Annotated in this window: 19 protein-coding genes and 1 tRNA gene; 8 read left to right on the forward strand and 12 right to left on the reverse strand. The window is 60.6% G+C overall.

The annotated features are described in order from the left end of the window. Positions 1-84: 84 nt before the first annotated feature. The 5 genes from nrfA to ACW5XD_RS17750 all read right to left on the reverse strand — a co-directional run bounded on the left by nrfA (position 85) and on the right by ACW5XD_RS17750 (position 7,163). Positions 85-1,527 carry an ammonia-forming nitrite reductase cytochrome c552 subunit gene (gene nrfA, locus ACW5XD_RS17730; RefSeq protein WP_456495997.1) on the reverse strand — a complete coding sequence of 481 codons (1,443 nt, stop codon included), beginning with the start codon at positions 1,525-1,527 and terminating at the stop codon, positions 85-87. Between the two features lie 695 nt (positions 1,528-2,222). After that, entirely contained in the window at positions 2,223-3,425 is a 1,203-nt protein-coding gene (glpC, locus tag ACW5XD_RS17735) for an anaerobic glycerol-3-phosphate dehydrogenase subunit GlpC (RefSeq protein WP_456495998.1), read from the reverse strand. Between the two features lie 103 nt (positions 3,426-3,528). Next, on the reverse strand, positions 3,529-4,806 hold the full coding sequence (gene glpB / locus ACW5XD_RS17740; protein WP_456495999.1) for a glycerol-3-phosphate dehydrogenase subunit GlpB: 1,278 nt from the start codon (positions 4,804-4,806) through the stop codon (positions 3,529-3,531). Next, complete coding sequence (glpA, locus tag ACW5XD_RS17745; RefSeq protein ID WP_456496000.1) at positions 4,803-6,497, reverse strand: anaerobic glycerol-3-phosphate dehydrogenase subunit A; 1,695 nt, start codon at positions 6,495-6,497, stop codon at positions 4,803-4,805. Before glpA ends, glpB begins: the two co-directional genes overlap by 4 nt. A gap of 210 nt (positions 6,498-6,707) precedes the next feature. Then, positions 6,708-7,163: a YchJ family protein gene (locus ACW5XD_RS17750; RefSeq protein WP_456496001.1), complete on the reverse strand. Its 456-nt coding sequence runs from the start codon at positions 7,161-7,163 to the stop codon at positions 6,708-6,710. A 128-nt stretch (positions 7,164-7,291) separates the two neighbouring features. Here ACW5XD_RS17750 and ACW5XD_RS17755 point away from each other — a divergent pair, with 128 nt between their 5' ends. The 4 genes from ACW5XD_RS17755 to ACW5XD_RS17770 all read left to right on the forward strand — a co-directional run bounded on the left by ACW5XD_RS17755 (position 7,292) and on the right by ACW5XD_RS17770 (position 12,548). Further along, positions 7,292-8,959, forward strand: a complete 1,668-nt coding sequence (locus tag ACW5XD_RS17755; protein ID WP_456496002.1) for a methyl-accepting chemotaxis protein — start codon at positions 7,292-7,294, stop codon at positions 8,957-8,959. A 131-nt stretch (positions 8,960-9,090) separates the two neighbouring features. After that, positions 9,091-10,302: an ROK family protein gene (locus ACW5XD_RS17760; RefSeq protein ID WP_456496003.1), complete on the forward strand. Its 1,212-nt coding sequence runs from the start codon at positions 9,091-9,093 to the stop codon at positions 10,300-10,302. Continuing rightward, the gene (locus ACW5XD_RS17765; protein ID WP_456496004.1) at positions 10,299-11,882 is read left to right on the forward strand and encodes an ATP-binding protein; all 1,584 of its coding nucleotides are present in this window, start codon (positions 10,299-10,301) and stop codon (positions 11,880-11,882) included. Before ACW5XD_RS17760 ends, ACW5XD_RS17765 begins: the two co-directional genes overlap by 4 nt. Next, on the forward strand, positions 11,883-12,548 hold the full coding sequence (locus ACW5XD_RS17770) for a response regulator (protein WP_456496005.1): 666 nt from the start codon (positions 11,883-11,885) through the stop codon (positions 12,546-12,548). A gap of 96 nt (positions 12,549-12,644) precedes the next feature. Here the strand turns inward: ACW5XD_RS17770 and ACW5XD_RS17775 are convergent, their stop codons facing one another. The 5 genes from ACW5XD_RS17775 to ACW5XD_RS17795 all read right to left on the reverse strand — a co-directional run bounded on the left by ACW5XD_RS17775 (position 12,645) and on the right by ACW5XD_RS17795 (position 18,420). Then, positions 12,645-14,177, reverse strand: a complete 1,533-nt coding sequence (locus ACW5XD_RS17775) for a tripartite tricarboxylate transporter permease (RefSeq protein WP_456496006.1) — start codon at positions 14,175-14,177, stop codon at positions 12,645-12,647. Between the two features lie 9 nt (positions 14,178-14,186). After that, positions 14,187-14,648 (reverse strand): tripartite tricarboxylate transporter TctB family protein, encoded by a 462-nt coding sequence (locus ACW5XD_RS17780; RefSeq protein WP_456496007.1) that lies wholly within the window; start codon positions 14,646-14,648, stop codon positions 14,187-14,189. 46 nt (positions 14,649-14,694) lie between these two features. Further along, positions 14,695-15,660 (reverse strand): tripartite tricarboxylate transporter substrate binding protein, encoded by a 966-nt coding sequence (locus ACW5XD_RS17785; RefSeq protein WP_456496008.1) that lies wholly within the window; start codon positions 15,658-15,660, stop codon positions 14,695-14,697. 225 nt (positions 15,661-15,885) lie between these two features. Next, positions 15,886-17,571: an aspartate:alanine antiporter gene (locus tag ACW5XD_RS17790; RefSeq protein ID WP_456496009.1), complete on the reverse strand. Its 1,686-nt coding sequence runs from the start codon at positions 17,569-17,571 to the stop codon at positions 15,886-15,888. Positions 17,572-18,344: 773 nt separating this feature from the next. Then, positions 18,345-18,420 (reverse strand) — tRNA-Asn (locus ACW5XD_RS17795). A 133-nt stretch (positions 18,421-18,553) separates the two neighbouring features. Here ACW5XD_RS17795 and uvrB point away from each other — a divergent pair. From uvrB to ACW5XD_RS17810, 3 genes are all read left to right on the forward strand, one after another. Next, positions 18,554-20,566, forward strand: a complete 2,013-nt coding sequence (gene uvrB, locus ACW5XD_RS17800; RefSeq protein ID WP_456496010.1) for an excinuclease ABC subunit UvrB — start codon at positions 18,554-18,556, stop codon at positions 20,564-20,566. Further along, entirely contained in the window at positions 20,563-20,820 is a 258-nt protein-coding gene (locus ACW5XD_RS17805; RefSeq protein ID WP_456496011.1) for a YkvA family protein, read from the forward strand. Before uvrB ends, ACW5XD_RS17805 begins: the two co-directional genes overlap by 4 nt. A gap of 168 nt (positions 20,821-20,988) precedes the next feature. Continuing rightward, complete coding sequence (locus ACW5XD_RS17810) at positions 20,989-21,642, forward strand: DedA family protein (RefSeq protein WP_456496012.1); 654 nt, start codon at positions 20,989-20,991, stop codon at positions 21,640-21,642. A 76-nt stretch (positions 21,643-21,718) separates the two neighbouring features. On the opposite strand, the gene dsbB is transcribed toward ACW5XD_RS17810, so the two are convergent. Together dsbB and nhaB are read right to left on the reverse strand one after the other, a co-directional pair. Continuing rightward, positions 21,719-22,240, reverse strand: a complete 522-nt coding sequence (gene dsbB / locus ACW5XD_RS17815; protein WP_456496013.1) for a disulfide bond formation protein DsbB — start codon at positions 22,238-22,240, stop codon at positions 21,719-21,721. A gap of 85 nt (positions 22,241-22,325) precedes the next feature. Continuing rightward, positions 22,326-23,906: a sodium/proton antiporter NhaB gene (nhaB, locus tag ACW5XD_RS17820; protein WP_456496014.1), complete on the reverse strand. Its 1,581-nt coding sequence runs from the start codon at positions 23,904-23,906 to the stop codon at positions 22,326-22,328. A gap of 332 nt (positions 23,907-24,238) precedes the next feature. On the opposite strand from nhaB, the gene fadR reads away from it, so the two are divergent. Next, positions 24,239-24,952, forward strand: a complete 714-nt coding sequence (gene fadR, locus ACW5XD_RS17825; RefSeq protein WP_456496015.1) for a fatty acid metabolism transcriptional regulator FadR — start codon at positions 24,239-24,241, stop codon at positions 24,950-24,952. Positions 24,953-25,073: the final 121 nt, after the last annotated feature.

A 25,073-nucleotide genomic window follows, 5' to 3' on the forward strand; every position in this document is an offset into this window, starting at 1 on the left:
CCGCCCTAACAACCCACCCTAAACACCCACCACCGCCCCCCCCCACCCGGGGGGGGCCCCCCCCCGGGGGCCCCGCATGCCTCGTCATTGTGCGAGCCGTCCGGCCGCTTTGGCCTCGGCATCCCAGGCGGGGACTGTGGTCTTGAGGAACTGGGCCTTGTCGCTGTTCATCTGCTTCATGTCCATGCCAAGAGAGGCCTGGGCCTTCTCCTTGCTGGAGATGTCAGGAATGGCGATCTCGTGGCTGATCCCCTTGGTGGCCAGCAGGCGTGCCAGCTTGGTGCGGGCGTCTGCGGCCTTGTCCAGGGCGGTCCCCAGCATGCGCAGCGCCACTTCCGGGGCGTGCATCTGCACCCCGTGGGAGGCGATGGAGAAGTCCCAGCGCCATTGGGCGTGACGGATGTCCTGCAGAATGTCCTTCATCTCGGCCTCGGTGGCACCGGCATCCCAGGCGGCCTTGGCTTCAAAGTGGGCGTGCACCAGTTGCTTCTCGACTTTGAGCTTGATCTCGGTGACGGCATCCTTGCGCTGCTTGACCACCCCTTGCAGCATCTCTTTGCTCTGGGTGTGGCAGTTGCGGCAGGTCTGGTCGAAGCGATCGAAGGGGTTGCCCACCTTGTGGTCGGTGTAGACCTTGCCCTGATCGTTTTGCACCTTGGGCATGTGGCAGTCGACGCAGGCGACGTTGTTCTGGCCGTGAATGCCGGCGCGCCAGGTCTCGTACTCGGGGTGCTGGGCTTTGAGCATGGGGGTCTTGGAGAGGGCATGGGTCCAGTCGGCGAAGCCTATTTCATCGTAATACTGCTCCATCTGCTCCACCGTGGTGCCCTTGTCCCAAGGGAATTTCACCGCCTTGGTCGGGCCGCTGAAGTAGTACTCCACGTGGCACTGGCCGCACACCTGGGACTGCTGATCGAAGCGCCCCTGCTCCTTGAACGGCTTGCCGATGGCGGTCATGGCGCGGTCGGCATAGGGACGGGAGAGGTGCAGGGCAGGTTTCCCCTCCTTGAACTCTTTCGAGGCGGTGTCGTGGCAGTCGGCGCAGCCGATGGTGTTGACGATCTCGGGGCCGCCTTTTGCCCACATCCCCTTGAAGTAGCCATCCTCACCCTTCTCGTCGATGACGCGGGCCACGTCCGGGCCTTTGCAGCTCCAGCAGGCCATGGGCAGCGGACCATCTTCGGTGGTCTTGGGGGCGCCGGTACGCAGGGTTTCCCGCACGTCGGTCAGCGCATAGAAGTGGCCGCGTGGCTTGTTGTAATCCTTGGAGAAGGGGTAGCCGGCCCAGAGCACCACCATCTGCGGATCTTCCGCCAGAGCGTCGGTACGCTCGCGGCTCTCGCTGGTGCCTTGCCAGCTGCTGAACTGATCGGCGTGATCCTTGGCGAACAGCTCGCTGCGCGCCTCTATTTTACCCTTGGGGGCGGCCTCCTCGGCCTGTGCCCAGCCGCTGGCGCCAAGGCAGGTGGTCAGCAGCAGGGCGGCGAGGCCCAGTCTGGTCTGTCTGTTGTGTGAACTCACGATCATCACTCCCAAATCGATCTCATTGCCAGACCTGACCGTTCCATCCTGGATGTGGGCATCAGCCCCCGCACTAGGCAGGAGCAGGCAGGCCGATTAATTGTTATTAGTGAATAAAACCCATGTAATTATGCGATTGCTCGGGCTGGATATTACCAAATGGGTAAAACGAATGATGATTTATCGGGAGCGGGGTTGCGCTAGATCAATTGTCGGAGCTGGCAACAAGCGGAAATGAGATCCCGGTTAAATTATGAGGAAACTCAACTTATTGGGCCACCGTTAATCGACACTATTGTCATTTGCCGGTGGGTAGCGTCGGCAAGCCTTGTCCTGCAAGGAATGTTCTGCGGGGTAGGGGGTAGTCTATCTATTTCGGGATATAAAAAATCATTTGCATAAATACTCAATCTTGATGGCGCCAAAGAGAGGCAAAACAAGGGCTCAACCAGCGGATTCAATCATGTTGAGTGCCGTTGTCATGGCCCGTTTCCATGCAGGGAGAACGGCGCCTGATCACCCAGTCCCTCGATGGAGAAGCAGAATAAAGAGAGCCGGCGATTGCCGGCTCTCTTTGTTTATCCCGTTGTGGGAGATGACCCGTGGCGATACCTATCAACCCAGTACCAGCAGGTGGATGAGGTGTTCACAGCGGCTCGTCTCGATAGCCAGCTGAGTGTTGCATCCCCCACAGTGGTCTCTTATGCCAGCGCCTGGGCCAGCAGGTGGATCGGGTGTTCACAACGGAACGGCGTACTCATTTCTATCTGCCACTTGCAGGTCTCGCAGTCCGTGATGACCAGATCAGGCTTGAGGCGGTTTATCTGATCAAACAGCCCCTCGCCGATGGCCTGGCTGGTCTCGTAGTTCTCCGACTTGAAGCCGTAGGTGCCGGCGATGCCGCAGCACTGGGACTCAAGTACCGTCACCTTGACCCCGGGAATGGCGCGCAGCAATTCGAGGGTGTAGATGACGCCGCCCATCTTCTCCATGTGGCAGGGGGTGTGGTAGGCAATGTGCAGATTGAGTGGCTTCATGGCTGGCTTGTTGCCTTGGTAGAACTCGTTCCACAGGAAGCGGGTCACCAGCGAGATGCGATCGCGCACCTTGTGGTTGTCCTGCTCCAGCAGGTGGGGATATTCGTCGCGCAGGGTGAAGCCGCAGGTGGAGGAGGTGGCCAGGAGCGGCATCTCGTTGCCAAGCAGGGTGTTTTCCAGCTGCTGGATGTTGAAGGCCGCCTGCTGCTTGGCCTTGTCCATGAAGCCGTTGGCAATCAGTGGCACGCCGCAGCACTTCTCCCGCTCCAGCAGTTGCATGCCTATGTTCATGGCGTTGAGCACCTGCACCAGCTCCTTGCCGAGTTGCGGGTGGTTGTAGTTGACGTAGCAGCCGTGGAAATAGGCGATCTGGCGCTCATATCGGGCCTGGCTGGCTTTCTGCTTCTTGTACCAGCCGCGGAAGGTGCCTTGCGAATACTTGGGCAGGTCGCGGTGGGAGGAGACGCCCAGCGCCTTGTCCAGCACCAGCTTCATCGGCTTGAGCCCGGTGGTGAAGTTGACCACGGGCGCCATCAGGGTGGACATGCCGCCCATCAGATCGGTGTGGGAGAGCACGAATTCGCGGATCCCGGGCTTGAAATCGCTGTATTTGTGCTTGGCCTTGGCAATGATGTCGCCGATGCGCACCCCGCTCGGGCAGGCCACTTCACAGCGCTTGCAGTTGGTGCAGTACTTGAGGGCGGTGTCGAACAGCTCGGGGCTCTTGATGCGCAGCCGCTCCCCATCGGGACCGGCCTGTTTCGGGCCCGGATAGGCGGGATTGGCCTTGGCCACCGGGCAGTAAGCGGTGCAGACGGTGCATTTGATGCACTGATCGAAGGTTTGGTTGGCGTGATCCAGTAGCATGATTTACTCCTCCCGGGCCGGATTGAAAGCGCAAGGGACGCGGCAATGGGATTGTCGAGCGGGCAGCGGGCTGCCCGCAGTCAGGAAATGAAGGGTGGGCATCTCACCCCCCTGCCAGAATATGGCCGGCGGCCTGCCAGCCGGTGGCAACCGCCACCCCGGAGCCTGAGCCTTCCTTGATGGGGTCATAGTGCGCCAGTACGCTGCCCGCCCCATAGAGGTTGGTAAGCGGCTTGCCGCCGCGCATCACCCGCAGTTTGTCGTCCGTCTTGACCCCGAAGCCCATGAAGGGGTGGTGGTCGAACAGGCGGCGACCGGCCCAGGCATCACGCTCTTCCAGGCTCAGCACGTCGGCGTTGAAGATGGGTTCGCGAATGCCGCGCAGCCGGGATTCGAGGCCGCGGCTGAAGAAGCTGCCGGAGGCGAGCACGAAGTGGTCCGCCTCGAACAGCTGATCGTCGCCGTTCTGGCTGTGCACACCTATCACTCTGTCTCCCTCGTAGCGGGCGCCCAGCACCCGCTCGCTGGTGAGGAAGGTGCCACCAAGGGCCAGGAAGCGGCGCTTGAGCGCCTCCTGCATCCGCATGCCGATGAGTGAGGGTGGCATGGTGGCCACCTCCTTGATGGTGCAGCCGGTGCGTTTTTCCAGCTCCGCCAGACGGGGGCCGACCAGCCCCAGCGACAGGCAGGCGGGCAACACCACATGGCGGCAACCGGGATCGCTGCTCTCGTGCACCATGCGGCAGATCTCGCGGGCCAGATCGGCCAGCAGATCGGGCTGGTCGCCCTTTTGCTTGTCAAACAGGCGGGCTATGTCGGCGGAGCGAAACTCGTGGGGATTGCGGCTGAATTCGGCGAGCTGGGGCAGGCGAATTTCACCCGTCATGATGCGGCAGTGGGCGAAGCGGGGGTGAGTCGCCAGATTGGCAGCCGCGAGCTCGGGATGAAAGTCGCGAAACCCTTCCAGGGTAGCCAGCAGGATAGCATCGGGGGCGGGCGCATCTGTCTGGCAGGCGCAGGTATGGGGCGACAGCCAGGTGGATTTCAGGGTGCCGATGGGAGTCAGCCGCTGGTGGTTGGTCTCCTGGCGAAACAGGGGCAGCCCCTGCTCGTGGCAGTGGCGCTGCAGATCGGCGAGGCTCGCCTCTATGTTGGTCAGGCCCACCTTGCTGTAAGGGTGATCAGGGTGCTCGGCCATGAAGGCGGGCAGGGCGGCGCGGGGATCGCCGTCGCTCTCCAGCAGATCGATGGAGCCGGAGGAGAAGTGCAAGGCACTCTGGCCAGAGGCCATCAGCAGCGTCTTCTGACCCGCCTCGGCGAGGCGCAGCGCCGCCGAGAGGCCCGCCATGCCGCCACCTATCACGATACTGTCAAATTTCATGACTGGACTCCTTGAGTCAATGGGGCCTGGCTGTGGTCTTCTGTCCTGCTCACGGGGTCGAGGGGAAAGGGGGGCTCGGCCACCAGGTGGGGCGCCGTCCACTCTCCCAGACCAAACAGTCCTTCGTAGATCCAGTAGGTAAACTCCGCCTCGCGCAGGGCATCGCCCCACAGCACGGGACGGGTGCCCTTGTAACGTTCTTCCAGGAACTGGCGCAGCATGACGCAGGCCTGGCGGCCATCGGCCTTGCCGTACTCCTGCATCAGGCCGGCGGCCCGGTAGGCGCAGAGCTCACCCTGACAGGGGCCCATGCCCAGACGGGTGCGGCGGCGCAGATCCACCAGGTTGTCCACGTCCAGCTCGCGCAGGGCGTACTCGATTTCGCCGGCCGTCACCATCTCGCATTCGCAGATGAGGGCGTTGGCCTTGGGGTTGTCGCGAAAGAAGGCGATGACCCGCTCGCCGTGGCGATACTGGGCCGAGCCTTCTGCCGGGGCCGACAGACCGGGGGCTGAGACCTTCTCCGGATCCCGCGAGCCTGGCAGGCTGAGTTCGGCGGTGCGGCACGGCTTGGTGTTGCCTATCTTCCTGGCGATGAGGTCGGTGGCCCACTCGGCCATCAGCCGATAGGTCATCAGCTTGCCGCCGGTGATGGTGTTGAAGCCCTGCAGGCCGTCACGATCGCTGTGATCGAGCAGGACTATGCCACGGCTGATGTTGCGGCCGGTCTCGTCGCCATCCACCGCCACCAGCGGGCGAACCCCGGCGTAGGCACGTAGCAGACGGGTGCGCGCCATGACGGGGGCGAGCTTGATCCCCTCGCGCAGCAACACTTCCACCTCGTCCGGATCCACGGTGAGCTGGTCAATCTTGTGGTAGTCGATGCGGCTCGAGGTGGTGCCGATGAGGGAGATGGTATCGCCCGGTACCAGAATGTCCGCATCCGCCGGTTTGCGAGCGCGGTTGAGCACCATCTGGTTGATGCGGTAATCCATGATAAGCAACGAGCCCTTGGCCGGGAACATGCGGATGCCGAGATCGGCGTACTCGCAGATCTGCTGGCCCCAGATGCCGGCGGCGTTGATCACCTCCTGGCACTCCACCTCGAACGCTTCGCCGGTGCGGGTGTTGATCGCCTTGACGCCATGGACCCTGTCCTGATTGCGGAGCAGCCCCAGCACCTTGCTGTGGGTGAAGATGCGCGCGCCGTGTTCTTTCGCATCCAGCACGTTGGCGGCGGCGAGGCGGAAGGGATCGACAGTGCCGTCCGGCACTTGAATGGCACCGATCAGCGCCGGGTTGACGTTGGGCTCGAGGCGCAGCGCATCGGCCGGATCCAGCTGGCGTGCATCTATGCCCGCCAGGGCGCAGGCGTCCATGAAGGTGTTTTGAAAAGTGATGTCATCTTCCGGCAGGGTGACGAAGAGGCCGCCCGTGTCCTCGACGCAGTGGCTGGCGATCCGCTTGAGGATGCGGTTTTCCTGAATGCATTCGCGGGCGGATTCCGGATCCGTCACCGCATAGCGGGCGCCCGAATGGAGCAGGCCGTGGTTGCGGCCCGTGGTGCCGGCGGCAATGTCATCCCGCTCCAGCAGGATGCAGTCGATGCCGCGCAGTGCGCAATCGCGCATGATGCCGGCTCCGGTGGCGCCACCCCCTATGATGACGACTTGTGTGGTTATTCTTTTCATTCTTGCCCGTCTCATCTCTTCCAGATGACGCCAGTGTGGCGCCTCTTCGGCCAAAAATGTTTGATATGGGCCAAATTAATGTTCGTAAACGCGCATTGATGACAAGGATATGAGCATTTTGTGACAGGGGTCACAAGAGACCGCCACAGGCTTGACCGGCAAATAAAGAAAAAGGGCGCCGAGCGCCCCAGATGCTTGATGGCCGATCCGTTAACCGCAGCACTTCTTGAACTTCTTGCCGCTGCCACAGGGGCAGGGGTCATTGCGCCCTGCCTGCAGCGGTGCCGGATCCTGCTCGCCATCTGTGTAGACCCAGCGTCCCTGATGGCGTACGAAATGGGAGCGCTCATGCAGGCAGTGGCGCTCATCCCCCTCCTTGAACCAGGCCTTGAACTCCACCACGCCGGTTTCGTCCGAGGGGCCGCCGCGGGCGGCGATGATCTCCAGCCCGTCCCAGCGGGTGTCGGTCTGGGAGAGTTGTCCAGCCGTCAATCCCCCCAGATGATCAGGGTGCCAGCTATGCACCAGATAATCGCCCAGCCCCAGCACGAAGGCGCTGTAACGGGAGCGCATCAGCTGCTCCGGGGTCTGCGCCTCGGCACCCTGGTGCAGTGATCCACAGCACAGTTCGAGAGAAAGAGTTGAACCGCAAGGACATTTGTTCATGTGTCAGCCCATCAGGGTCGATAGATAAAGGTGCGGGGATTGTAGCGAAAGCGGGTCTCCGTCGACCAGCGCCCTATACTGGTTAGTAGGACGGAACACCAATAAAAACAGCTGCAAGGATGTGAAAGATGACGCTAAAGCAGAAAATTTTGTTGCTGGGAGCTATCCCCGTGCTCCTGATGGCCCTGGTGGTCAACTTCAGCAACTACATGATTTCCAAGAGCGATCTGGAAGCCGATTTGGTAGCTGCGCGGGAAAATGCGATCAAGGATCGCAAGGCGTTGCTCAGCAGCTATCTGATGCTCGCCAAGACGGCCATCGACACGGCCTACAACCAGCCAGATACCCCGGCGGCGCGCAAGCAAGTCACCGAGATCCTGCGGCCATTGCGCTACAGCAGTGACGGCTACTTCTTCGTCTATGACTTTCAGGGCAATACGGTATTGCTGCCGACCCGCCCCGAAATGGAGGGCAAGAACCGCTGGCAGGACAAGGATGCCAAGGGCAAGCTGCTGATCCAGGAGATCGTCAAGGCGGCGCGCCAGGGGGATGGTTTCTCCGAATACTGGACTGCCAAGCCTTCCATCGGGCGGGATGCGCCCAAGCTCTCTTTCAATCTGGTGCTCGACAAGTATCAGTGGATCATCGGCACGGGTTTTTATATCGATGACATCGACAACGAGCTGGCGGCGCTGCGCACCGAGCGTGAGAGCAACATGCACGACTCCCTGCAGAGCAGTGTGCTGCTGATCCTGGTGATCCTGGGGATCACCCTGGCGGTGACTGTGGTGATCGGCAATCGGGTCACCCGGCCGCTGGCGGATGCGGTATCGGCCCTCAATGACATCGCCGACGGGGAGGGGGATCTGACCCAGCGCCTCAAGGTGCAGAGTCATGACGAGATTGGTCAGCTGGCCACTGCCTTCAACCGCTTCGTCGAGCGGATCCAGTCGGTGGTGAGCCAGGTGGGGGAGACCAGCAATCATCTGTTCAGCGCGGTAGAGAAGCTGCACCACCTGAGCGAGCACTATGACCATCAGATGCACGGCCACAGCCGGGAGACGGATCAGGTGGTCACCGCCGTGACCGAGATGAGCTCCACCGCTCAGGAAGTGGCGGCCAGCGCCTCCAACGCGGCCACCGCCACCAGCGATGCGGCGCGCGAATCCGATGCCGCTCGCGGCGTGGTGGGCACCGCCATCAACAGCATCAACCGGCTGGTGGGCGAAGTGCACACCGCCTCCGGCGTCATCGAACAGCTGGCGCAGGAGACCGCCAAAATAGGATCCGTGGTGGAGGTCATTCGCGGCATTGCCGAGCAGACCAACCTGCTGGCGCTGAACGCCGCCATCGAGGCGGCCCGGGCCGGCGAGCAGGGGCGCGGCTTTGCGGTGGTGGCGGACGAAGTCCGTTCGCTGGCCGGTCGCACCCAGCAGAGCACCAAGGAGATCAACGAGATGCTGCAGCGGCTGCAAAGCGGCGTCAAACAGGCGGTGGACGTGATGCAGGCGAGCGAGGAGCGCAGCCAGGAGACAGTACAGGAGGCGAGCCACATCGCCAGCTCCCTCGACAGCATGGTGATGGCGGTCAGCACCATCAACGACATGAACATCCAGATAGCCACCGCCGCCGAGGAGCAGCACGCGGTCTCCGAGGAGATCAACAAGAACCTGGTGGCGATCCAGCAGATCGTCAGCGAGCTGACCGACGCGGCGGTCGAGTCCAACAGCACAACCCGCGACCTGGCCAACACGGGTGACAAACTGCGCAAGCTGGTCTCTCAGTTCCGCTACTGATGGGGTGACAAGAGGGGGATGTCCCTCACAAGATGCGGCCTGAACTGGGGTTCAGGCCGCACTTTATTTGGGGATTGACCAATAATATGTGAAAATTGTCACCCTCTGTGTCAGCCCTTGTCCCATACCCTATGAATGAGATCGTGAAAGGCAGTATCGATTTGATCCGTCAGCTCAACTATGGCCTGGTCTATGCCAGCCTGGAGGAGCACAAGGAGCTGTCCCGTACCGATCTGTCCCGTTTGACCGGCCTCTCGCCGGCCAGCATCACCAAGATCACCCGTGAACTGCTCGATGGCGGTCTGGTCGTGACTTGTGGCGAGAGCTCGGTGGGCCGCGGTCGCCGTCAGACCCTGCTGCGCATCAACGAGCGTCGCTTCCAGTTTCTTTCCATGCGTCTGGGCCGTGGTTATGTGGACATGGCCCTGTTTGATCTGGCCGGTCGCTCCCTTGCTCGCCATCGACATACTTTCAGCGAAGTGGAACGCGTCGATCTGCTGGCCAGTCTGGTGCGTGCCATCGAAGGTTTTTTACCCAAGAAGGCGCTGCGCCTGGCCTGCATTGCCCTCTGCCTGCCCGGGCAGGTGGAGCGCCACTCCGGCATGGTGAAACACTTTCCCTTCTATGATCTGCGCAACTGGCCGCTCGGGCCGACCCTGCAGGAGGCTTTTGCGGTGCCCGTGCTGGTGAGCGGTGATGTGCGCACCTGGATCCAGGCCGAGCGCGAGTGGGGCGCCGCCAAAAACTGCGCCGATGCGGTGCTGGTGTTCGTGCACAACGACATCGGTGTCGGCATGGTGGTCAATGGCCAACTCATTGAGAGCGAGTCGGCCCTGCTCGGCGATCTCAGCCACCTGCAGCTCGAACCCTACGGCCAGCGTTGCTACTGTGGCGGCTTTGGCTGCGCCTGTACTCTGGTGACCAACCAGGCGCTGGAGGCGCAATACCGGGATCTGCGCGAGCGGATGCAGGAGTACGATCTGCCCGAGAGCGTCACCATCCGCGAGTTGTGCGAGCTGGCACTGGCGGGCAACAGCCTCTGTCAGGACATATTGCATCAGGCGGCGGGGCGACTCTCCCGGGTGCTCTCCAACCTCATCTGCCTGCTCAATCCGGGCAAGCTGTTGCTGGGGGGCGAGATCACCCGTGCCGATCGGCTGCTGTTCCCCATGTTGCACCAGTCGCTGGCGAGTCAGTTGCCAGCTGAATACCTGGTGCGACTGCAGATTGAATCCACCCACTTCTACGAAGATCCCACCAAGCCCACCTCGGTGCAGGTGCACAAGGCACTGCGCGATGGCAGCCTGTTGCTCGACTTGTTGCGAGGCGACAAGGAGTCATGAGGTTGGGGTTGCAAGGACGCATCCTGCTCATGCTCTGTCTGCTCAGTCTGTTGCAACTGGTGTTGCTGAGCGGTGCCAGTTACTACTATGTCTCCGAGCAGCGTTACCGCGAGGTAGGGGATCAGGCCCTCGATGTGGCGCGTCTGGTGGCCCGCGAGCCCGGTGTTCTTGCCGGGGTGAAGCGGGCCGACACCGCGCGGCTCAACGTCCTGGTGGAGCGGATCCGCGCCGAGGTTGGCGCCAGTTATATCGTCATTGGCGACAACGAGGCGCGGCGGCTGGTGCACCCCAATGCGGATCGTATTGGCCAACCCATGATGGGGGATGACCCGAGTCGGGCATTGCAGGGGGAGGCTTACATCTCCCGCGCGCAAGGGTCCCTCGGTGTCTCGGTGCGTGGCAAGAGCCCCATACGGGATGAACTGGGCCAAATCATCGGTGTGGTGTCGGTCGGTTATCTGGTGCGGGATATCGATGCGGACCTGCAGGGTTTTTTGCGTTTTGGCCTCGCCATGACACTGCTCATCGTGCTGCTCAACAGCCTCGCCGCCGCCTGGCTGGCTCGCCGCTACAAACGGGCCCTGCTGGGGTTCGAGCCCGAACAGATAGGGCGCCTCTATACCGAGCTGGATTGTACTCTGCGTACGGTGCGCGAGGGGATCCTCACCATCGACGAACAGGGGCGGCTCACCTCCCTCAATCCCAATGGCATCCGGTTGCTGCGCCTCGACGAGCAAACTGCCAGGGCCGCCATTGGCCAGCCCGTCACTCGGCTGCTGCCGGAGAGTCGCATGCTCTCCCTCATTCAGGATCCCCGTCCCCAGTTTGATGAGGAGATAGTGCTCAACGGCCAGCAGCTCATCGTCAATCGGTTGCCGTTGGTGCGCGATGGCAAGCTGATCGGTGCCGTGTCGAGCTTTCGTCGCAAGGATGAGCTGGCCGAGCTCAGTGCCCAGCTCTCCCAAGTGCAAGCCTACAGCGATCTGCTGCGAGTGCAGACCCACGAACACCACAACCAACTCGGCACCATAGCCGGCCTGATAGAACTCGGTGCCACTCAAGAGGCGCTCGCCTTCATCGGACGGGAGGCCGCCACCGAGCAGAGCCTGCTCAGCTTCCTGATGGAGGCCATCGCCAAGCCCAAGGTGGCGGGGCTGCTGCTTGGCAAGTATCACAGGGCCCGCGAGCTGGGGCTGGTGCTGCAGGTGGACCCTGACTCCCATCTGCACGACATTCCCCTTCGCGTCAGCGGATCCCAGCTGGTGACAGTGCTGGGCAATCTCATCGACAATGCCTTCGAGGCTACCCGTCGCCACGGTGCGCCTTACCAACCGATCCGGGTCTCGCTGAGCGATCTCGGTCAGGATCTCATTCTGGAGGTGGAAGACGGGGCGGGGGGAATAGATCCCGCGCTGGCGGACAGGCTGTTCGAGCGTGGGGTCAGCAGCAAGGCCGAGCCGGATCACGGTATCGGCCTGGCCTTGGTACGCAGAACTCTGGATGCCCTGCAGGGGCAGATCACCATCGAAGCCACGACGCAGGGAAGTTGCGTCGTCTGTTACATTCCCAAGGAGGTGTGAGTGGTCAAGATCCTGATCGTCGAAGATGATCCGGCCATCGCCGAGATCCACTGTCGTTTCGTGCAGCGGCTGGCGGGGTTCGAGGTATTGGGGGTGGCGCTCACCCTGTTCGATGCGAGAGAGCAGATCGATATCCTCAAGCCCGATCTGGTGCTGCTGGATGTATGGCTGCCCGATGGCGAGGGCTTTTCCCTGTTGCGGGAGCTGCGCCAGAGCGGGGCCCACCTCGACGTCATCCTGCTCACCGCGGCACGGGAAGCCACTGCCCTGCAGGAGGCAATGCGGCTCGGGGTGGTGGACTTCATCCTCAAACCCGTGGTGTTCGAGCGGCTGCGCGATACTCTCGACAAATATTGCCAGAACCGCGCAGCCCTGGCGGCCCTGGCCGACATCGATCAGCAGGCGGTGGATGCCCTGCTGGGTACGCCGTTGCAGCAGGTCGCGGCGGGTGGCCTGCCCAAGGGAATCGACGCACTCACCCTGCAACGGGTGCTGGCGGCATTGACTGGTGTCGGGGCGAGCGCCGAGGAGATCGGTAACCGGGTGGGGGTGAGCCGTACGACGGCGCGCCGTTATCTGGAGTTTCTGGTGGGCCAGCAGCTGGCGAGCCCTGAGCTGGAATATGGCACTGTCGGGCGGCCGGAGCGGCGCTATCGTCAGCACTGACGCGTCAGCGTTGATATATCAGCCATGAGGTGGCCATGCCTGCCTATAAAAAAAGAGCGCCTTTCGGCGCTCTTTTATCTTATTAGACCCGCGGGATCAGGTCGGTTCGGACTGCAGACAGGCTGCCGGTGCACGACGGGCCTGCCACCACTGCCAGACGGGCAACAGCAACATCACCAGGGTGACCAGCGTGAAGCCGAGGGTGATGGGCCGCTCCCACAGGAAACTCAGGGAACCGTCGTTGATCACCAGTGCCCGACGCAGGTTGTCCTCCAGCATGCCACCCAGGATGAAGCCGAGCAGCATGGGGGCCATGGGGAAGTCCAACAGGCGCAGACCAATGGCGATGAGTGCCACCAACGCCATCACATAGATGTCCATGGTGTTGAATGAAACCAGATAAACCCCGATCAGCGAGAACAGCAGTACCATGGGAATGAGCACGGGGCGTGGCACCTGCAGTATTTTGGCCAGATAGGGAATGAGCGGCAGGTTGAGGATCAGCAGCACCACGTTGCCCAGATACATGGAAATGATCACCGACCAGAACACATCCGGGTGTTCCATGAACAGCCGTGGGCCCGGCTGGATGCCGTAGGCGATGAGGGCGCCCAGCATCAGTGCCGTGGTGCCCGAGCCCGGGATCCCCAAGGTCAACAGCGGCACGAAGGCACCACTGGACGCCGCATTGTTGGCCGCTTCCGGCGCGGCAATGCCGGTCAGGCTGCCCTTGCCGAACTCATCCCGTTTGCTCTTGCGGGAGAAGTTGCGCTCGGCACCATAGGCCATGAAGGAGGCGATGGTGGCGCCGGCCCCCGGCAGCACACCGATGAGAAAGCCCATCACAGAGGAGCGGGCTATGGGAGGCGCTATCTCTTTTACCTCTGCCTTGCTCAACTTGAGGGAGCCGAGTTGCTGGATCTTGCTCGCCTCCTCCTTGCTGGTGTCCTTGCCCGGGCGCAGCACCGTCATCAGGATCTCTGCCAGGGCGAAGGTGGCCATGGCCAGCAGCAGGAAGGAGAAACCATCGCGCAGATCGGGCAGGCCGAAGGTGAATCTGTCTACCCCGACGCTGCGGTCGATGCCGACGGTGGAGAGCATGATGCCAAACAGCGCCATGATCAGCGCCTTGAGCACCTGGCCCTTGCCGGCAAACGCCGCCACGGCCGAAAGCCCCAGCACCATGAGGGCGAAGTAGTCCGCCGACTGGAAGGAGAGGGAGACCTTGGCCAGCAAGGGCGCCGCCACCATCAGGAAGATGGCCGACAGGGTGCCGCCGATGAAGGAGGCGTAGGCGGCGATGGCCAGCGCCTTGCCCGCCTGACCCTTGCAGGCGAGGGGATAGCCGTCGATGGCGGTGATCATGCTGGCGGAGCAGCCCGGCGTGTTGATCAGGATGGAGGAGGTGGAGCCCCCAAACATGGAGCCATAGTAGACTCCGGCCATCAAGATGATGCCGGAGGCCGGGTCCAGCCCGTAGGTGATGGGGATCATCAGGGCGATGGCGGTGACCGGTCCCAGACCGGGCAGCATGCCGATGAAGGTACCGACGAAGCAGCCGACGATCACCATGAAGATGTTGATGGGCATCATGGCGGTGCCCAGTCCTTGCAGAATGCCGTCTAACATGGATTCTCCTTATCCCAGCAGTTGCGTGAATAGCCGACCCGGCTCGAGGTATACGTTGAGCCCCTTGGTCAGCAGTGCCCAGAAGATGAGGGTGAAGGGCAGGCTCACCTTGCAGGCGAAGGCGAGGCTCTGCTCGCCCATCAAGCGGATCCCGCCGATGAGAAACAGGGTGGTGGCAATGAGAAAACCAAGCCAGCTGAGGGCCACACCATAGACCAGCATCAACAGCAACAGGGCAAATACCAGCCGCCAGTTGCCCTCTTCCTTGTGCAGCCGCTCTCCGCCCGGAAAGCAGATCAACAGCACAGAGAGCAGGGCGCCAACGCCAGCCAGAGCATAGGGTAGGGTGCTGGCGGTAAAGGGTTCATATTCGTCCCCGGGGTAGCCGGGGATCAGGGTGGCGTGATAGCCGTATGCGAGGGAGAGCAGCAAAAACAGCAGCCCTCCGAGTCGCTCCTTGGTCAGGTGCATGACGATGACTCCGATGCGCGGGGTTGACCCGCCACAGGTTGAAAGATCACTTGATGAAGCCGAGTTCGCGCATCAGGCCGCCAATCTGCTGTTCCTGCTGGTTGAGGAAGGCGGTGAACTCGGGGCCGGACTGGTAGAGATTGGTCCAGTTGTTGCGGGCACGGACCACTTCCCACTCCGGCTTGTCATACATCTGCTTGAGCAGGGCGGCGAATTCGGCGGATTTTTCGGCACTGACGGCAGGAGAGGCAAAATAGCCGCGCCAGTTGGCAAAGACAGTCGGGTTGCCTTGCTCGCTGAAGGTGGGGATCTCGCTGGCATCCTGCATCCGTTCGGAAGCCGTCATGCCGAGTATCCGCATCTGGCCAGACTTGACCGCCTCCATTGCCTCGCCAAAGCCGGTGGAGAGCACCTGCGTTTCCCCCGCCAGCACCGCCGCCATGGCACTACCGCCGGCGTCATAGGCCACGTAGCGCAACTTGCTGGCATCCGCACCGGCATTCTTGAAGGTCATGGCCGCCACCAGGTGATCCAGGCTGCCACGGGCAGAGCCGCCGGCGATCTTCACCTTGGCGGGGTTGGCTTCATAAGCTGCCAGCAGCTGGGGCCAGCTCTGGTAAGGGGAGTCCAGCGGTACGGCCAGCGCCTGATAGTCGGCAATGATGGCGGCAACCGGGGTGAGATCCCGGAATGACTGCGGCAGCTCCTTGGAGAGGGATTTGACGATGATGGGGGTGGAGTTGACCATCAGCGTCTTGTCGGACTGGGCCGAGGTTTCGATAAGATAAGCAATGGCCTTGGCGCCGCCGCCGGCCGAGATGTTCTGATAGGAGGCGGTGGTGATGAGGCCGGACTTGGTCAGCGCCTCGCCAGTCCCCCGGGCCGTGTTGTCCCAGCCACCCCCGGCGCCGCCCGGGATCAGGAAGTGGATTTCATCGATCTTGGCCTGGACGCCGAGGCTGGCGCCCAGCAGGCAGCAAAGCAGGGTGCGTTTGAGGGTTCCTTGCAACATTGTGTACTCCTTGTGATTGTTGCCGGAAGGTTAATTAATCATGGCGGGTCGGAAAACAATCTGGTCGTAATGGCTATTAAGGCTGTTGTGGTCATTGTGTTCATTCTGGTCATGCCGGGTGGCATGCTCAATTTGGCAAAACGGGGTCAAGGCTGGGGGATGGGGATGAAATGAAGAAGGGAGCCAAAGTGGCTCCCTTCTTGTTGTGGTGCGATCCGATAAGCGCTAGAACCAGAAGCCGATGATGAAGGAGCCCGCCAGGGTCAGCATGACGTTGGCCACCGCATAGGTGCCAGCATAGCCGAGCGCCGGGATGGAGCTGTTGGCCGCCTCGTTCACCACGTCCATGGCCGGGGCACAGGTGCGGGCACCCGTGATGGCCCCCAGCAGCAGGGCCGGGTTCATTTTCAGCACCCAAACTCCGAACAGGTAGCCCACCAGCACCGGCAGCGTGGTCACCAGCATGCCGGAGAAGAGCACCACGGCACCAACCTGGCTCAGGTGATCCAGAATACCGCCGCCCGCCTTGAGGCCTGTGCTTACCATGAAGACGGCGAGACCCAGATCCTTGGCCAGCCGCAGGGCGCCTGGCGGCACGTAGCCGACCGTGGGGTGGTTGGCTCGCAGGTAACCCATCAGGATCCCCGCCAGCAGCAGGCCGACGGCGTTACCCAGACCAAATTCGAGCTGGCCGAACACCAGGGAGACGGAGCCTATCAGCAGGCCCAGCACGAAGAAGGTGGTGAAGGCCACCAGATCCGTAGTCTGGCTATGGATGCTGATGAAGCCGATCTTGTTGGCCAGCAGCTTGACCCGCTGCTTCTCGCCGCTGATCTGCAGCACGTCACCTTTTTGCAACATGATGTTGCGATCAAACGGCATCTCGATCTGGGAGCGTACCACCCGGTTGAGGAAGCAGCCCTTTTCGGTGAGGTTGAGCTCCACCAGATGGCGACCCACCACGGCATCGTTTTTCACCACTATCTCTTCGGTGACGATCTGCAGGTCAAGCAGGTTGCGGTCGAAGACCTCCTTGCCGTTGCGGTAGTTGACGTCGAGCTTCTCGTGGCTTTCGGGATAACCGACCAGGGCGATCTCGTCCCCCTCCTGGATGACGGCGTCACCATCCGGACTCGCCAGTATGCCGTTGCGGCGGATCCGCTCCACATAGCAACCTGTGTGGGGATAGATGCCGGTCTCGCGCAGGGTGCGTCCCCCGATCCAGGCCGCGAGCTCCGGGCCGACCCGGTAGGCGCGGATGATGGGCAGATAGGTCTTGCGGCTCTCGTTGTCCGACAGCCCCCGCTCGCGGGCGATCTTCTGGGCCTCGGTGTTGAGGTCCAGTCGTGCCAGGGAGGGAAGGTAGCGCACCACCATCATCAAGCCCACCAGCCCCACCAGATAGGTCAGTGCGTAGCCTATGCCCATGTTGTCGAGCACGGGTTGCATGTCGGTGCCATGGGGCAGGTTGAGCAGGCCGCTGCGCAGAGCATCCTGTGCCCCCACCAAGGCCGGGGTCGAGGTCAGCGAACCGGCCAATATACCGGCGGCCATGCCTGGTCCCAGGTTGAAGAACTTGGCCAGCCCCACCGTCAACAGCAGCGCCGTCAGCAGGATCACCAGGGTGAGGGTGATGTAGTGGATGCCATCGCGCAGGAAGACACTGAAGAAGTGCGGTCCCGCCTCTATGCCCACGCAGAAGATGAACAGCATGAAGCCGACGTTCTCCGTGGTGGCGGTAAACTCGAAGCCCATCTGGCCGAACAACAGGGCGGTAAACAGCACGCCTATGGTGTTGCCAATCTGGAAATTGCCAAGTTTGACTTTGCCCAGCAGCAGGCCGAAGGCCAGTACCACGAACAGCAGCAGGGAGTCGCTTTGATGTAGCAGTGTCACGAAATCTATGGTCATGCCCGGAAAAACCGAGGAAAAAAGTGGGGCCGATATTGTGCCGGATCCCTCGCCAATAAAGAAGCGTCAAAGGAGGATTAATCGGCAGTAAAGCGTACCGCCGCCGCCATGGCCGAGGGAAACATCGGGGCTGACAGGGAAATAACCTCTATTTTTCTCTGTCTACCCCGCTGTCAATGAGTGATTCCTGCTATCTGTGATCCCGGCCCGCACAACCCGCTTGAAAATTTATTCCCTGCTGTTTGGCAGACAGGTTTTACGATTTTTCAGCATATTTAACTGAGGGCGACGGACTGTAATGGAAACTGGCAGTGAGGGGTTGAGTGGGAGGTGACCCATTGCACAAGGGATGGCGAAAAGATATCTGCAAAAGGAATCTGATCGGTGGCCTTTTGACCCATTCGGGGGGGCGCTCAAAAACAGCAGAAAATGAGGGCGGCAAGGAACATGGAGCGTTGCTGGCGGTGAGTGCCTGCGAGACTAGGCCGTGACTGGCTTTGGCAGACTTACCCACAGAATCTGTGGATAACCCTGTTCATGAAACTTGGTGAACAGCCTGCAGGCCGCGCCAACACTGGGGTGCAAGGGTTGTTCAAAAAATACCGCTTAAAAATTGTTTCTATAAAAATCAAATAGTTATATGCGACAGAACAAAACACTGTCGAGGTGGCGAGGGAGCAATAAGAGATCGTCACCGCAGGGCGCGGCTTGTGCATTAAAATTGGCGGAGGAAAGCACTAAAGTGGATAACTTGCACCGAGATGGTGAGGAATTGGCTCCCCCGACTGGACTTGAACCAGTGACATACGGATTAACAGTCCGCCGTTCTACCGACTGAACTACGGGGGAACATCAGGCAAGGAGGGGCACTATACAGAGCTCGCTTTTCGAGGTCAATAGCCGCTTGGGCAGGAGAGTGGATACCCAGGCAACCCCAACTCGGAGTACACTTCTGCCTTGCCGTTTTTTGTCGGGAGTCGTCATGAGCAAGTTATTCCAGTTGGCCAGCCAGTTTGAACCCGCAGGAGATCAGCCAGAGGCGATCGCCCGCCTGCTCGATGGCATCGAGTCCGGCCTCGCCCATCAGACCCTGCTTGGAGTGACTGGCTCGGGCAAGACCTTCACCATGGCCAACGTGATCGCGACCCTGAACCGTCCCACCATGATACTGGCTCCCAACAAGACGTTGGCGGCCCAGCTCTATGGCGAGATGAAGGAGTTCTTCCCCGAGAACTCGGTGGAGTATTTTGTCTCCTACTACGACTATTACCAACCCGAGGCCTATGTGCCGACCACGGACACCTTCATCGAGAAGGATGCCTCCATCAATGATCACATAGAGCAGATGCGGTTGTCGGCCACCAAGGCACTGCTGGAGCGGCGGGACGTGATCATAGTCGCGTCTGTGTCGGCCATCTATGGTCTGGGGGACCCCCAAGCTTACCTTAGCATGATGCTGCACCTCAAAGTCGGGGACGTGATCAACCAGCGGGACATACTGCGCCGCCTCGCCGAGCTGCAATACACCCGCAACGACATGGCGTTTCAGCGCGGCACCTTCCGGGTGCGGGGGGAGGTGATCGACATCTATCCCGCCGAATCGGACAAGCTTGCGCTGCGGGTGGAGCTGTTTGACGAGGAGGTGGAGCGGCTCTCCCAGTTTGATCCTCTGACCGGTGCCATCGAGCAGACGGTGGTGCGCTATACCATCTACCCCAAGACCCACTACGCCACCCCGCGCGAGACCATTCTGGGTGCCATCGAGCACATCAAGACGGAGTTGAAGAGCCGCCGTGAGCAGCTGTTGTCGCTGGGCAAGCTGGTGGAGGAGCAGCGCATCAGCCAGCGCACCCAGTTCGACATGGAGATGATGCAGGAGCTGGGTTACTGCTCCGGCATCGAGAACTACAGTCGCTACCTCTCGGGCCGGGCGCCGGGGGAGCCGCCGCCCACTCTGTTTGACTACCTGCCGGGGGATGGCCTGCTCATCATCGACGAGTCCCACGTCACTGTGCCGCAGATAGGCGCCATGTTCAAAGGGGACAGGTCCCGCAAGGAGACCCTGGTGGAGTACGGTTTCCGGCTGCCTTCGGCGCTTGACAACCGGCCGCTGAAATTTGATGAGTTCGAGGCCCTGATGCCGCAGACGGTGTTTGTCTCGGCGACCCCAGGTCCTTACGAGCTGGACAAGTCCGGCAGCGACGTGGTGCAGCAGGTAGTGCGTCCCACCGGCTTGCTCGATCCCGAGATCGAGGTGCGGCCTGTCACCACCCAGGTGGACGATCTGCTCTCCGAGATCCGGTTGCGGGTCGCGGTGGAGGAGCGGGTGCTGGTGACCACGCTGACCAAGCGGATGGCGGAGGATTTGACCGAGTATCTGGCCGATCACGACGTGCGGGTGCGCTACCTGCACTCCGACATCGATACCGTCGAACGGGTGGAGATCATCCGCGATCTGCGCCTCGGCAAGTTCGACGTGCTGGTGGGCATCAACCTGCTGCGCGAAGGGCTCGACATGCCGGAGGTCTCCCTGGTGGCCATACTGGATGCGGACAAGGAGGGTTTCCTGCGCTCCACCCGCTCGCTGATCCAGACTATTGGCCGCGCCGCCCGCAATCTCAACGGCAAGGTCATTCTCTATGGGGATACCATCACCAACTCCATGAGGGTGGCCATCGAGGAGACGGAGCGCCGCCGCGCCCTGCAGCATGCCCACAACCTCGAACACGGCATCACCCCCAAGGGGCTCAACAAGTCGGTGGGGGATGTGATGGACATGGGGGGCAGCCGCAGCGCGGGCAAGGCGGGCAGGAGCGGTCGCAAGGCCGCCGAGCCGCAAGGGGAGTACCATGCCCGCTCCGCCAGCGAGATCGCCAAAGAGATCAAGCGGATGGAAGAGCAGATGTTCCAGCACGCGCGGGATCTGGAGTTCGAACAGGCGGCCGCGCTGCGAGACCAGATCCAGCGGCTGCGTCACGAGTTGATCGAAAGTTGAGTCGCAAACGCTGGCTCATCTGGCGGCATGTGCGCCGCCTCTATCTGGGCTTTCGCCACCCGGCCACCCCCTGGTGGGCGAGGGGACTGGTGATCCTCATCCTGCTCTATGGCATCAGTCCGGTGGATCTCATCCCCGATGTGGTGCCCCTGCTCGGCTGGCTCGATGATGTGACTCTGCTGCTGGTGTTGCTGTGGGGCTGGGAAAAGTGCCTGCCAGAGCCCGTCAGAGTGGCTCTGGATGAGCGCGACTGAACCCACCTTAAAAAGGACGTATCTCCCTCTTTGATGAGGCATTGTCGTGACGGAGATAGCGTCATGCGGGTTGCGCTTAACCGGGATGAAAAAGAGGATTGTGGGAAGATTGTGGCTCGGTATGCATTGGCGTAGACTCCACGCCGTTCACTTTATGGGTATGAGAAAATGGATCTGATCCTGTTTGCGATTGATTTTATTCTGCACGTCGACGTGCATTTGAAAGAGCTGTTTGAAAATTATGGCATCTGGGTTTATGCCATCCTGTTTCTGATCATCTTCTGCGAGACAGGGCTGGTGGTCACCCCTTTCCTGCCGGGGGACTCCCTGCTGTTTGCCGCCGGTGCGCTCACCGTCGGCAGTGTGCTTGACGTACATACCCTGGCTGCCGTGCTGATCATCGCCGCCGTGCTCGGCAACGTGGTCAACTACACCATAGGGCACTTCTTCGGGGAGCAGTTGTTCCGCAATCCTGACTCCAAGATCTTCCGTCGGGATTATCTGGACAAGACTCATGCCTTCTATGCGCGTCATGGCGGCAAAACCATCATCATCACCCGCTTCCTGCCGATCGTGCGTACTTTTGCCCCCTTCGTGGCGGGTATGGGCGCCATGACCTATCCGCGCTTCCTGGTGTTCAACCTGGTGGGGGGGCTGTTGTGGGTTCTTTCGTTCGTTTACGCCGGCCACTTCTTTGGCAATCTGCCAGTGGTACGTCAGAACTTTACGCTGCTCATCTTCGGCATCATCGGCATCTCGCTGCTGCCCATGGTGATCGGCATGGTGAAGGCCAAGATGAACGCCAGCAAGGCTGCATCCTGATGCTTACCTTGTGTAGGTGAGAGGATTGAAAAAGGGGGAGCCAATGGCTCCCCCTTTTTATGTAGCACTGTCTGCATTAGCTGCAGCAGCGGCCCTTGACCAGGTTGCCGATGGCTACCACCACGAAGACCAGCAGATAGGCGGCGAAGATGGCGACCAGCCACTGAGGCATGGAGAAACTCAGGAACTGCCAGCTGACTTCGCTGCAGTCACCGTCCGGGAAAAACATCCAGGGGAGCCACTGATCGAGCGGTGCCCAGCTCGGGAAATCAACAAAGCCCTCGCATACGTTGAACGGAGAGGGGTTCATCTGATAATCCACATGTTTGAGTGCCAGTTTCAGGCCCCAGAAGGCGCTGACGCCCCATAGCAGCAGAGCGCTCCAGCGTACGTACCATTTCTGCGGCGCGACCATGCCGAGCAGACCTGCCGTGAGGACTCCCAGCGTGGCGATCCGCTCATAGATGCACATGACGCAGGGATGCAGACCCAGTACGTGCTGGAAGAAGAGGGCGCTCAACTCGAGGAACAGGGCTGACGCAGCAAGCAGGCCCCATGCCAGCCGATGGGCGGCGATACGTCGCAGAAACTCAATCATCTGGTTGATCTCACAGAAAAAACAGTGGCTGAATTAGAGCAGAGCAAGGGCTAAAAAGAAAGGGCCCAGGCGGGCCCTTATGGGATCAATGCAGCGCAGGCAGAACCGTAGGCGTGACGTTGTCGAGCACCAGCCAGCCAGCCTGATAGAACCACTCGGTTACCGGGCCGAGCAGCATCTCCACCGAGACGAAACCCACCAGTCCCAATACCAAGGTATAGGGCAGCGCCATCCATACCATACGGCCATAGGAGAGGCGCAACAGGGGAGCCAGTGCCGAGGTCAGCATGAACAGGAAGGCCGCCTGGCCGTTGGGGGTGGCGACCGAAGGCAGGTTGGTGCCGGTGTTGATGGCGACGGCCAGCAGATCGAACTGTTCACGGCTGATGGCGTTGTTGAGCAAGGCCGTCTTCACCTCATTGATGTAGACGGTGCCGACGAAGACGTTGTCACTGACCATGGAGAGCAGACCGTTGGCCAGATAGAAGAGTGCGAGCTGATCGTCCGGCTCGGCGGCCAGCACCCACTGGATCACGGGTTTGAACAGCTGCTGATCTATGATGACGGCCACCACGCTGAAGAACACGGCGAGCAGGGCGGTGAAGGGCAGGGCCTCCTGAAACGCCTTGCCGAGCGAATGCTCATCAGTGATACCGGTCAGTGAGGTGGCCAGTACTATCACAGATAGCCCGATCAGCCCCACCGCCGCCAGGTGCATGGCCAGTCCTGTGATCAGCCAGAGGGCGATAAGCGCCTGTACGATCAGTTTGGCCTTGTCTTGTGGGGAGCGCTCGGCCTCTTCGTAGCGATTGTAATCTTCCATGATGCGACGCACCGCATCCGGCAACTTGGCGCCATAGCCAAACCAGCGGCACTTCTCGACCAGGATGCAGGTGAGCAGGCCGCAGAGAAACACGGGGACGGTAACCGGCGACATGCGGATGGCAAATTCGCCAAAATGCCAGCCAGCCTGTTCACCTATGATCAGGTTTTGCGGTTCTCCCACCAGGGTGCAGACGCCGCCGAGCGCGGTACCGATGGCGGCGTGCATCATCAGGCTGCGCAAGAAGGCTCGGAAGTCGTCCAGATGCTGGCGATTGAGCTCGTTGACGGAATTGTCATTGGTGTGGTCGTGCGGATTGCCGAAATCCTTGCCGGAGGAAACCTTGTGATAGATGGCGTAGAAACCCGTCGCGACGCTGATCACCACGGCGATCACGGTCAGGGCATCGAGGAAGGCCGACAGAAAGGCCGATACCAGGCAAAATGCCAGAGAAAGCAGGGTCTTGGAATGGATCCGGATCAGCAGTTTGGTAAACACGTAGAGCAGTAACTGCTTCATGAAGTAGATACCGGCCACCATGAACACCAGCAGCAGCAACACCTCTATGTTGGCCACCAGCTCGTGTTTGACTTGCTCTGCCGAGGTCATGCCGATCAGCACGGCCTCGATGGCCAACAAGCCACCGGGTTGCAGGGGATAGCACTTGAGCGCCATGGCCAGGGTGAAAATGAATTCAACGACCAGCAGCCAGCCGGCGGCGAAAGGATCGAGATGAAAGGCGATCGGGTTGATCAGCAGAAATAGCAGAATGGCGGCCTTGTACCACTGGGGCGCATTGCCCAGGAAGTTCTTGGCAAAGGCTTGGCCTAAGCTGATTGGCATAATAATGGGTCTCTGTTTGTTATTGGTATCTGCGTCTATGCAGTCAAGACAGGCTCGACCAGAACATCCGGATGTTGTCCCTTATCAGATTGATTCCTCATGATTTTAATCAAAAAGTGCTCTAACTATAAATAACATAATGCCCCTTGCCCAAGAGATTGTCCGTTTTATCGCCAGGTGGCGGGGTTGACTGGCACCCTCTGCAAAATGAAATACATTTTTTTAACAAAATCGCCTGCTTATGTGAGCAGAGGACCGACCTTCTGCTTGCCAGCCCTCTCTGCTTTGCTATTATTCGTGAGCCTTTTTTCGTACTACAACAGAGTCACTACATGGTCATAAAAGCGCAAAGCCCTGCAGGGTTTGCCGAGGAATACATCATCGAGTCCATCTGGAACAATCGCTTTCCTCCAGGATCCATATTGCCGGCCGAGCGTGAGCTGTCCGAGCTGATCGGGGTGACTCGTACTACCTTGCGCGAAGTGCTGCAGCGTCTGGCCCGTGATGGCTGGCTCACCATCCAGCATGGTAAACCGACCAAGGTGAACAATTTTTGGGAGACTTCGGGTCTCAACATCCTGGAAACCCTGGCCCGTCTGGATCAGGACAAGGTACCGGATTTGGTGGCCCAGCTGCTGTCGGCCCGCACCAATATCTGCACCATCTTCATCCGTGGCGCGATCCGCAACAATCCTGAGCAAGCTGCCGAGATACTGCGTGGTGCCAAGGCTGTGGATAGCACTCCGGAAGCGTATGCGGAGTTTGATTACCGTCTGCATCACCAGCTCTCCTTTGCCTCCGGCAACCCCATCTACGCCCTGATCCTCAATGGCTTCAAGGGGCTTTATAGCAGGGTCGGTCGTTATTACTTCTCTGACAAGCAGGCTCGTGAAACCGCGGATGCCTATTACAAGACCTTGCTCGGTTTGGCCGAGACCAAGAATCACGAAGCCGTGTTCATGACGGTGCGCCAGTACGGGATAGAGTCCGGCAAGCTGTGGACCCGTCTGCGCCAGGACATGCCGAGCAATCTGTGCGATAACTGATTGTTGATGAAAAGAAAAACGCGCCTTCTGGCGCGCCTTAAATGAGACATAATTTATTGAAACAAAAGGATTTGTTTCTTACAGCGTCCACATGTTGACCACATCGAGAAATCAGGGGGCT

Source organism: Aeromonas enterica, from assembly GCF_054052465.1.